This is a genomic window from Pedobacter sp. HMWF019 (assembly GCF_003061025.1).
GTDB lineage: Bacteria > Bacteroidota > Bacteroidia > Sphingobacteriales > Sphingobacteriaceae > Pedobacter.
In genome coordinates, this window is the sequence record NZ_QAIL01000455.1 from 9056 (window position 1) to 19365 (window position 10310).

The following is a 10310-nucleotide window of genomic DNA, read 5'->3' on the forward strand; positions in this document are numbered from 1 at the left end:
AGCTGTTCAGGATTGCAAAAACTACCCTGCTCGATTATTTTAAAAAGATCGCTTGTGAGGAACGTAATCTTAAACTTTATTACAATGAAGCCGTTGAGGAGAAAGCAGCACATAGTGATGTTTTTGAGGCTCGCCAGGAATTGGAACTTGCTTTAAGTGTGCTTCCCCCAACAAGGAAAAAGGTTTTTCTCCTAAGCCGTTTACACGGTTATTCCTATAAGGAAATTTCCGAACAGCTTTCTATTTCGCCAAGAACTGTAGAAAAGCATATTTCTTTAGCCATTAAACAATTAAGTGGCTATTCGTATGTTCCTGCTATTATTTTCCTCGCAGAATATCTTCGTTAATTTTTTTTACTGATTACGGGTTTATCTTTAAATCAATCGTATTAGTAGTATGAGCATGTCAAAAGAGCTTCTGGATAAGTATTTTAAAGGACAATGTAGTCCCGAAGAGAAGCTTGTGGTCAATAAATTTTTACAAGAAACAAAGGATCTTCCAGAATATTTATTGGACAAAAATGAATGGGACGAAGCTCAGGTGGCAAATATTTCTGTGGCGAAAACGGAAGAGATGTTTGCTATGGTGAAAAAGCACACACAACCGCGTTTTTATAAGTTAGGCTGGATGAAAAGGATTTCTGCAGCTGCACTTATTCTTGCTATACTTAGTATTGGCCTCTGGAAGTTGAACCAAAATGCTAGGGATTTCACTCCAGCTAAAGTTCAATCCCAGATCAATCAAAAGGCAGCGTCAATTCAATGGAAATCAGTTGTAAATTATACTGAATATAATCAGGAGATTAAACTGCCGGATAGTTCAACGGTAAAAATATATCCAGGGGCCGAATTGAGGTATACTTTGCCTTTTGGAAAAGAGAAACGGGAACTTTATTTAAAGGGTAAAAGTTTTTTCCAGGTGACAAAAGATAAGGTGCACCCCTTTGTAGTCTACGCCAATGGAATTTCTACCACTGCTCTGGGTACCTCTTTTACGATCACCGCAAAGGAAAAAGGCAAATTTATAAAGGTCCAGTTACATACCGGAAAAGTCTGGGTAAAGAATATAGACTCTGCGCAACAGATTATGCATTTTAATAAAATACTTTTACCTGGCAATGAGCTGGTCTATAACCTGAAGTTGAACAAAGTGAAAGTTAGTAACAGCAGAATTGAAATTAGGCAAGAATATAAAATTAAGGAACTGAATTTTACCCAGGCTTCTTTGGTTGACGTTTTTACTAGATTAGAAGAGCATTATAAAGTTAAAATTAAATATCGCGCTGATGATCTGAAAGAGATGTCATTTACGGGAAGTTTGAAATTAACAACATCGGTAGACACCATACTTGAAGAAATAGCTGAATTAAATAAACTAAAACAAACAAAAACAAACGACGGCTACCTGATTAGTAAGTAAATCCAGAACTATATGATTATAAAGTTATTCTGCTCAAATAGCGGACAGGGAATATTTTGTCGAAAAAACAACCAAATCACCACATATTATGCATAGAAAATTTACTACACATTTGCTTTTTTGCCTGCTGCTCATGGCAGTATCGGCCAAAACTTGGGCTCAGCAAACTTCTGAGATAACCGGGATTGTTAAAGATGAAACAGGACAGCCCTTACTTGGAGCTTCTGTTTTTTTAATCAACACAAAAACCAATGAGAAAAAAGGGGTTATTGTCAATAAGGACGGTAAGTTTTTAATTAATGGCCTCTCTGCAGGGCTGCCCTACAATATTAGCGCTTCTTATATTGGATATACAACAAAAACGATTGAAAACTATGTGCTCAAAGCAGGAGAACAAGCGACATTGCTCATTCAGCTGAATCCTTCTTCAGCCTCTTTGTCGGATGTGGTTATTGTTGGGTATGGCAGCCAGAAGAAGAAGGATGTGACTACTGCAATTGCAAGCTTAAAATCTTCAGATCTGGAGAACCAGCCTGTTAGCAATGTTGCAGAAGCGATGGTTGGTAAAATGGCTGGGGTGCAGGTTTCGCAGGGAGCAGGAACGCCAGGTGGCGCATTGTCAGTTAAGGTTAGGGGAGTAGGTACCATTACAGCTGGGTCAAACCCCTTGTATGTAATTGATGGGGTACCTATTTCCAATGATAACATCAACAATTTAAATACAAATGACATAGCCTCTGTTGAAGTATTGAAGGATGCTTCCTCTGCGGCTATTTATGGGTCCAGAGGTTCAAATGGCGTGGTTTTAATTACCACCAAGCAGGGGAAGAACGGCGTTTCGACTATTAATGTAAACAGCTACACGGGATGGCAATCTATTTCCCATAAAATCAAGATGATGGATGCTTATCAATACTCACAAATGGTATTGGAATCCAGAAATAACACCTATGCTGATGCTATGGACGCCATCAACCGTAAAAATGTAGCTTTAGGGCTTCCGGTTGTCCCTTATAGTTTAAGTGATAATAACAGTACTCGTTTGCTGAAAGCGGGAGCTGGGAACACCAGCGCGGTAATGCCTTTGGAAGTCCTTCCTTATTTGCAAGGGCAGCAGGGATTAACGAATACAGATTGGCAAGACCAGATTTTTAGAGTAGCTCCAATTCAAAGTCATTCTATTTCTGCTGCTGGTGGGAGCGAGCTGCTGAAATATTATGCATCAATGGAGTATTTTGATCAGGATGGAATTATTTTGAACAGTGGATTTAAACGATACAGCGGAAGGTTAAATTTAGAAGGAAAAAAAGGGGCGTTCAGATATGGTGTGAACCTTTCACCCTCTGTCATTAATGAAAAAAGAGTGAATGCGAATGGTGCATATTCCGCGGGCGGAATTGTAGCTTCGGCCTTACATTATTCGCCTATCTTTCCGGTATATAACAGCGACGGGAGCTATAACTTTGGACAAAACTCCTGGAGTACGAGTACCAATACGGTTGTTCCCGGCGTAGAAAAGCCCATAGGCGGGAATGGTGAAACACAGGCATGGAATCCTGTGGCACTTGCAATGCTTCAAAAAGATGATATCGGATCAAACAGGTTAACCGGAAGTGCTTTTATTGAAGCTGCGATATTTAAAGATTTGAAATATAAAATCCAGTTGGGGGTTGACCTCTTTAACAGTTCGGAAGATACCTTCAGTCCTTCGACCATTCCAAAGTCAAACAGCGCGGTGAACGAACCTTCAGATGCTTCCGGTTCTTCCAGGACTATAAAGGAGACCAATTGGTTGTTGGAACAGACTTTAAACTACAATAAGATGATAGGTGACCATAGCATCAGCGCTCTGCTGGGCTGGTCTGCGCAGAAGGATGATCTGAGTGGGAATTATGCTTTGGCAACAAAGGGCTTTATCAGCGATCAGATCAGTTATTTAAATGCAGGTTTAGTGACCAGCGGAACAGCAACCAGACAACAATGGTCGCTGGCTTCCGGTATTGCCAGATTACAATACAGTTATAAGGGTAAGTACTTGTTTACTGGTTCATTAAGAGCGGATGGCTCTTCGAAATTTGGTTCAAACAACAAGTGGGGTTATTTCCCCTCCGCATCCGTTGGATGGAGGATGTCTGAGGAGAGCTTCCTTAAAAAGGTAGAATCTATTTCTGATCTTAAGTTGAGGGCCAGCTATGGACTGACTGGTAATTTTAACATTCCTGCCTACGGAGCCCAAGGTGCAATGACCAATTATGGATATGTCCTGGGCGGGGCTACACCAGGTGTTGTGAATGGCGCAGCTCCTTACGCCACACCAAATGATGATTTAAGATGGGAAAAAACGGCTCAATTGAATTTAGGTTTCGATGCTTCGTTTTTCAAAAATGAGCTTACGCTCTCTGTTGATGTGTACAATAGTAACACCAAAGATTTATTGCTGGATGTACCGGTTCCCTTGACCACAGGTTTTGCAACAGAATTAAAAAATATTGGAAAAGTAAACAATAAGGGAATAGATATAAATCTAGGTACACAGCAGCAATTTGGTAGTGTAAAGTGGACAGCAAGTGGCAATTTTTCAAAAAATATCAACAAAGTAGTGGAGTTGGGACCTGGAAATGCAGATATTATCAAAACAGGATCTGTGGCCAATGCCTATTTTTTAACCCGCGTAGGAGAACCGATCGGGTCTTATTATTTACCCGTAGTTTTAGGTGTGTTTAAAAACCAGGCAGAAGTAGATGCTTATCCGCATTACAAAGACACACAGGGCAATTACGATTTAAATACGTCTAAGCCAGGAGATTTTAAATTTAAAGATGTGGATGGTGACGGTGTGATCGATTTAACAAAAGACAGAGAAATTGTAGGTAATTACTTACCTAAGTTTACCTATGGTTTTGCAACATCGGCCGAATATAAGGGTATTGATCTGAGTGTTTCGCTGCAAGGCGTTTACGGAAATAAGATCCTGAATCTTTCGAAGCGGTACTTTGCAAATAAGGAGGGGAATATGAACAATATGATCAGTTCTTTAGATCGGTGGGTATCTGAAAGTAATCCTGGAAGCGGACAGGATGTTCGGGCCAACCGGGTTGCTAAAGGAAGTAATGGGACAACCTCTACGTGGCATATTGAAGATGGATCTTATTTAAGAATCCGCAATATTGCATTGGGTTATACTTTTCCTTCCAATCTGGTCAAGAAAATGTTTTTAACCAAACTGAGGTTATATGTCGCGGCGCAAAATCCTTTTACATTTACCAAATACACCGGTTATAATCCTGAGGTAACCAACAGATCTCTCGCTACTACAAATGGCGAAGACTATGGTGTTTATCCAACCTCCAAAACCATATCTATAGGTGTTAATATCACTTTATAAACTAAGAACCATGAAAAAATATATTATAATCTCACTGACTTGTGGTTTAATGATAACAGCCACTTCTTGTAAAAAATTCCTTGACTTAAAACCTCTTGATTCATACACTGAAAATACATTCTATGTAGATGAAAAAGGTTTGCAGGGTGGTTTAATCAGTTGTTACGATGCTTTGCAGACGGATAGCCTTTATGGGAATAATTTGCTCACCCTTGGTGAGATACGCGGAGACAATGTGACCGACAATGATCCGGGTTCTGGTGCTGGTGTTCGTAATCAGATAGAAGTTTTTTCAGAAACCCCGGCCAACAATATTCTTGCAGCTTCTTGGCAGGGACATTACAAAGCGGTTTACCGAAGTAATCTCATTTTAGACCGTGCACAGGGTATTAACATGAATGAGGGAACTAAAAGTCAAATTATTGGACAGGCTAAATTTATCAGGGCCCTTAGTTATTTTAACCTGACCCGTTTATGGGGCGATGTTCCTTTGGTACTGAAAGTTCAGAAAACAGAAGAGGCCAGAGCAAACAACCGGACAAACTCTGCTCAGATTTATCAGCAGATCATTGCTGATTTAACAGATGCCGCTGTAAAATTGCCAATCTCGTGGCCCGATGCACAAAGAGGAAGAGCCACAAGTTATGGGGCTTCTGCGTTGCTGGCTAAAATATATTTGTATCAGAAGAAATATGATCTGGTCAGTGCTACATTAAAGCCTGTGGTGGCTGCAATCTATGCGGGTACGGTATTGTCAACTGTGCCTCAGCCAACCACGTTTCCGAATAATTTGAAAACGAGCAAAGATGTTATTTTTGCGGTACAATACCTTGCAGGGGGTGTTAAAGAAGCCGTTAACCAGGATAACCGTTATAGAAATAACAGCAATACCAATACCATCACTTTACCACAGGGCTTATTTGAAACAGGTGATAACCGTAAAGCTTTAGTTGCTCCGACCAATATTGGAAATCGTCCCGGAAAATTCAATAATCCAGTATCCAACAATACGGAAACCAGCAGTGATTTTCCGGTGATCCGTTGCGCTGATGTATTGCTCATGTATGCAGAGGCCTTAAATGAGCTTGCATATGGTAATGCTGAAGCTTTTACTGCACTAAATGCAGTGAGAACAAATGCGGGTATTCCAATAAAAACACCAGCAATACTTACACTTCAAAGCGATTTTAGAAAAGAGGTGTATCTACAACGCAGGCTGGAGCTGGCTTTGGAAGCGGATAGATGGTTCGATATTGTGAGAACAAATCAAATGGCAGCAGTTTTTCCGGGTATACCTGCATTTAGAAGCTTGTATCCCGTTCCTCAACCGGAGATTGATAACATTACCAATAAAGCCGGCTGGCAAAATACAGGTTATTAATGGGTACAAATAAATCAGCGGCCCGGAAAGTATAAATTCCGGGCGCTCTTTAATTTTAAATATATTTGAATGATAAATCAAAATCTATGAAAATCTTGTCTTTCCTGATCTGTTGTGGGTTTTTATCTTTGCATGCTTTGGCTCAAAAAGCGGGGCCTGATAAAGCATATGCCTTACAAAGTACCCATAACCCCGTTCAGTATAAAAATTACTACCTGTTTACGTTATTGCAGAAAGACCAGACTGTAAAGAAAATGATCCTGGATGATCAGGTTCTCAGTACCCTCTTAAAAGATAAACTGGTAAACATCAATAATGCTTTAAAAAGCTGCCCTGGGGATATATCCTGTTTTACATCGGCAGTTAAATTTAGTGATGATGAAATCCGTGTGGTAGGGGAGCGTTTAAACAACCTGTTCAAAACAGGTAATCCTTTAGATCTTCTTGTTAAGAACCAATTGCTCCCCTCCGGATGCTACAGTATGTATGAAGAGCTTAAGTCCAAAGAATTGTTGATTAAAGCATGGGAACAGGATGCTAAAGCTGTTAACTATGCAATTGAAGTATATGTTGAAGGCCGGAAACCCAATTACCCGGCAATAGATTCTATAGGTTTCAATGTAAAAGATAAAAGCTATTCCGAACTCGTGAAAACAAATGCTCTGTTAAGTCTGAGGACAAAAAATAACTTGTTTTTTGAACCAGCAATGCAGTTTGCTTTGGTTGCCCTGGAGATTAACGAAAGAAACGATGCCGCGGACTACGAGCCGATGACCGGCACAGTAAATAAAGAAGCGTTGTTGTCTGTTCAAAAAACAGATTTTAGTCATTATAAATACAGTTTGATCCTGGTACCAGGAGAAGGGCCCGAGGAACGCGATACCGAATTGAGTGCCGGCGGAATGTTGCGTTGCCGTTTGGCTGCAGAACAATATCAGAAAGGGGTTGCACCTTTCATTATGGTTTCCGGAGGAAGGGTCCATCCCTATAAGACCAAATATAGTGAGGCTTATGAGATGAAGAAGTTTTTAAGAAATACCTTGCAAATACCAGAAGAAGCCATTTTAATGGAACCACATGCAAGGCACACCACCACAAATATGCGCAATGCTTCCAGGATTATGTTCCGGTATGGTATTCCTATGAATAAAGTGGCTCTGGTGGTGACTGTGAAATCTCAAAGTATGTACATTAGTGGTGTGATGCCTCAACGTTGTATTCAGGAACTTGGGTATGTCCCTTACCGTATAGGAAAGCGATTATCTGACCAGGAACTGGAATTTTATCCAAATACGATGTCACTGCAGATTGATTTTGATGAACCCTTGGATCCATAGTTCGTTTTCAAAAATCATCATTGGGCCATCAGATATTCCCAATGATGATTTTTGAAATTTCTCCGGCATCACCGTAAACCATAAAATGTCCGCCACCTTTTATCAGAAAATCAGGCTTTGTGTATTTTGCAGGTAATATGTTATCGTTTGTACCGTGAATATGGGTGAGGTCAGTGGGTATTTCTTTGTTTCTCCAGTTTAGGATACAGGTTAGAGCCCATTTCATAAAATAGGGGTCGCTGTCTTCAATCAATTGTTTTAATAAAGAAAGTTCTTCACTGGTTTTGCCGCCAAGAAACTTTAAACCTATAGAATTGCTTTGTTTCATCAGGCCCAGCGGAACCATTCTTTCAAGACGAAGAAAACCAGCTGTTCTGTAATACCAGGGCAGTTGGGTATAAACAGGAACGCTGGAGATAAGGAAAGTATGTATCGGTTTAAGTTTCTTAGCGATTTCTGTGGCCAGCATCCCGCCAAAGGAAAGACCAATCAGATAAAATGGAACAGAAGGATCGATTCCCTCAGATAGTCTTGCAGCATAGTTCTGCAATGACTCTTTAGGTAAAGGTGTAATCCAGTCGAGATGAATCAACTCAACATCCACAGGGAAAACCAGTCGTCTGAAAGCCCTCCGATCTGCCCCTAAACCACTGATGAAGTATATTCTTCGCATTTCTTATACGATCTGATAATGTTCAACAATTGGAAAAGGGTGATAAAAATGATGGAGTAAGACCTTCCATTCCTGATATTCTGAGGAATTGCGGAAACCAATTGTGTGGTTTTCCAGGGTATCCCATTTAACCAGAAGAATATACTGGTGGTTGTGTTCTATACATTTTTGTAGTTCGTGGCCAAGGTATCCTTCCATCGATGAAATGATTTCTTGTGCTTTTGCAAAAGCAAGTTCAAATTCTGCTGTTTTTCCTTGTATAATATGTAATATGGCTATTTCCAGGATCATATTTATAAATGTATAAATAAGGATCCAAAAAAAAGGTTCTGCTAAATGAATTCGTGGCTGACCCGCTAGTTTATTCGTGCAAAACAAGAATGGCTTTAATCGATTTATTCATCACTTGATTTACAGTACTTCTGTTAAAAATACGGTACAGCATATTGTGATGATGTTTTACCACACAAAGGATATCTGTTTTATTGTTAACTACAAAATCCATGATGCCATCAGTTGTGCTGTTGTGGCTAATGTAATTAAACTGAAGCGGCATGGGTTTGAAAAACTCTTTTAGCAACCTTTCTCCTATAATGGCCGGGGAAAGGTCAGATTTGTCCATAACATTTAATACATGAAGTACTTCAGCGTCGAAAGCTTGTATAACTTCTTTTAAGATGTTTACATCTATAGCGGATAACTGTGTTGAGAAATCTGTTGCCAGTGTAATAACTGGTTTTTTAGAAGGTCTGCTTTCCAGTGGAACGATCAATGTTGGTAATTTAAGTTTGGAAACGATCATATTCGCTGTACTACCTACAATACCAGAAATACCTGTTGATCCGGTAATTCCCATGATCAGCAGCTCGGCAGGGTGATCTGCTATATAATTGGAAATAACTGTATTCAAAAAGCCAACTGCGCATAGGGTGGTTACTTTCACTTGATTGTACTCCTTTTGGTCACTGAGGTTTTTTGCCCAGTGCGCTAACGCCTGCCTTTTAGAATTATAATAGTTTTCTATGTAAATCGCATTATATATCGAATTGTCAATGCCCTCGGTGGGATGGATGGCATGAATGGCACATACCTCGAAATGAAGGATGCTGGCCAGTTCCAGAGCATATTCCATGGCATTGCTGGCACAATTTGAAAAGTCAGTAGCAACAAGTATCTGTTTCATGGGGAGGGATTAAGAGGATTAAAGGAATAAGCGAAAGAGAGCGAACAAAGCTAATGCCAATGCAATGCATACGGGAAGAGTAAGTACCCAGGCCATAGCAATATTTTTTAATGTTCCATTGTTCAGATTGCTGGCTCCGCCCTGAGCAACCATAGCTCCGGCAATTCCACTAGATAGAACATGCGTAGTGCTTACCGGAAGGCCAAGACCAGTACTTAAGCCAATTGTTGCAGCGCCAACAATCTCTGCAGTTGCACCCTGAGCATAATTCAAATGCTCATTACCGATTTTTTCGCCAATAGTTACTACAATTCTCTTCCAGCCAATCATGGTACCCAGGCCCAATGAGATGGAAATTGCTGCAATTACCCATATTGGTGAAAAGTCGGTTACCTTATTTAAGGCCTTATAGGAATTTGTGAGGCCCGAAAGGTCTTCTTCAGAGATTTGAATTGCGGGATTCTTACTGAGCTCTTTCAGTTCCTTAGTTACCTTTTCAATATCTTTTCGGAACTTAAAAATCTCCGCGGTACTTCCTTTGGCGTTCCCGCTAATTTCCTGTTTGGTTTGTTCAATCATTTTTTTTGCCGACACAATAGGGGCAAGGTTTGTTGTATTGGTTGTTAAAAGATGTTGCAAAGGTTGCTCTGCAGTATTAAGTGTATTCAGTATTTGCTGGTTGGTGATAGAATGATCTATAGCGAATTTTGCGGGGAGAAAAGTAATTAGGATCAGCATCAGTAAGCCTACACCTTTTTGTCCGTCATTACTTCCGTGAAAGAAGCTCACCAGGGTACAGGTCGTGATCAGCAACAACCTGACGAATACCGGCGGTTTATCATCATCGCCCTGCGGAATATGAAAAAGTTTTTTCGCTTTGAGTATATTCTTAATAAAATACATCAAAAGTACAGAAGCCCCAAACCCAAATA

The 10310-nt window shown here is 40.1% G+C and carries 9 protein-coding genes; 5 read left to right on the top strand and 4 right to left on the bottom strand.

The genetic code is table 11. The annotated features are described in order from the left end of the window. From DBR11_RS29430 to DBR11_RS24090, 5 genes are all read left to right on the top strand, one after another. On the top strand, positions 1 to 347 hold a 347-nt coding region (locus DBR11_RS29430; protein WP_146186650.1), incomplete at its 5' end, for a sigma-70 family RNA polymerase sigma factor. A gap of 55 nt (positions 348 to 402) precedes the next feature. Further along, a complete protein-coding gene (locus tag DBR11_RS24075) occupies positions 403 to 1419 on the top strand; it encodes a FecR family protein (protein WP_158275370.1) in 1017 nt (338 codons plus the stop codon). A gap of 88 nt (positions 1420 to 1507) precedes the next feature. Next, positions 1508 to 4804: a TonB-dependent receptor gene (locus tag DBR11_RS24080; RefSeq protein ID WP_108555136.1), complete on the top strand. Its 3297-nt coding sequence runs from the start codon at positions 1508 to 1510 to the stop codon at positions 4802 to 4804. A 10-nt stretch (positions 4805 to 4814) separates the two neighbouring features. After that, on the top strand, positions 4815 to 6185 hold the full coding sequence (locus DBR11_RS24085) for a RagB/SusD family nutrient uptake outer membrane protein (protein ID WP_108555137.1): 1371 nt from the start codon (positions 4815 to 4817) through the stop codon (positions 6183 to 6185). Between the two features lie 86 nt (positions 6186 to 6271). Continuing rightward, positions 6272 to 7522 (top strand): YdcF family protein, encoded by a 1251-nt coding sequence (locus DBR11_RS24090; RefSeq protein WP_108555138.1) that lies wholly within the window; start codon positions 6272 to 6274, stop codon positions 7520 to 7522. 28 nt (positions 7523 to 7550) lie between these two features. On the opposite strand, the gene DBR11_RS24095 is transcribed toward DBR11_RS24090, so the two are convergent. The 4 genes from DBR11_RS24095 to DBR11_RS29965 form a co-directional block, all read right to left on the bottom strand. Next, a complete protein-coding gene (locus DBR11_RS24095; protein ID WP_108555139.1) occupies positions 7551 to 8195 on the bottom strand; it encodes an alpha/beta hydrolase in 645 nt (214 codons plus the stop codon). Positions 8196 to 8198: 3 nt separating this feature from the next. Continuing rightward, entirely contained in the window at positions 8199 to 8486 is a 288-nt protein-coding gene (locus DBR11_RS24100; protein WP_108555140.1) for an antibiotic biosynthesis monooxygenase, read from the bottom strand. A 70-nt stretch (positions 8487 to 8556) separates the two neighbouring features. After that, positions 8557 to 9378, bottom strand: a complete 822-nt coding sequence (locus DBR11_RS24105) for a universal stress protein (protein WP_108555141.1) — start codon at positions 9376 to 9378, stop codon at positions 8557 to 8559. Between the two features lie 18 nt (positions 9379 to 9396). Then, a partial coding sequence (locus tag DBR11_RS29965) for an inorganic phosphate transporter (protein ID WP_199233941.1) occupies positions 9397 to 10310 on the bottom strand: 914 nt, incomplete at its 5' end.